Annotated in this window: 1 protein-coding gene; it reads right to left on the reverse strand. The window is 74.2% G+C overall.

The genetic code is table 11. The annotated features are described in order from the left end of the window. A partial coding sequence (locus ACZ3HH_RS30070) for a hypothetical protein (RefSeq protein WP_465810232.1) occupies positions 1 to 234 on the reverse strand: 234 nt, incomplete at its 3' end. Positions 235 to 271: the final 37 nt, after the last annotated feature.

The raw sequence follows: 271 nt of genomic DNA on the forward strand, positions 1-271 counted from the left end.
CAGCCCTCCGATGATCGGCATCGCTGTCGCGCCCCCGCGCCGCCCGACCAGGTACCCGGCCACCGCGAGCACGAGGCCCACGGCCGCCACCCCCAGACCGACCACGGCGGCTCTGTCGATGATCGCCGAGGAGTCGGCGCGAAGGAGCAGGAATGCGCCGACGCCCGGAACGGCCACCGCCGCCACCGCGCACAGGAGGGACAGGATGCCGAGGATGCGGGCGAGCGGCTTCACCCGAGCGACTCTACCGGGCGGTACAGACCGGCCCGCT

This window comes from Pseudomonas sp. PME37.24/025, assembly GCF_055556615.1.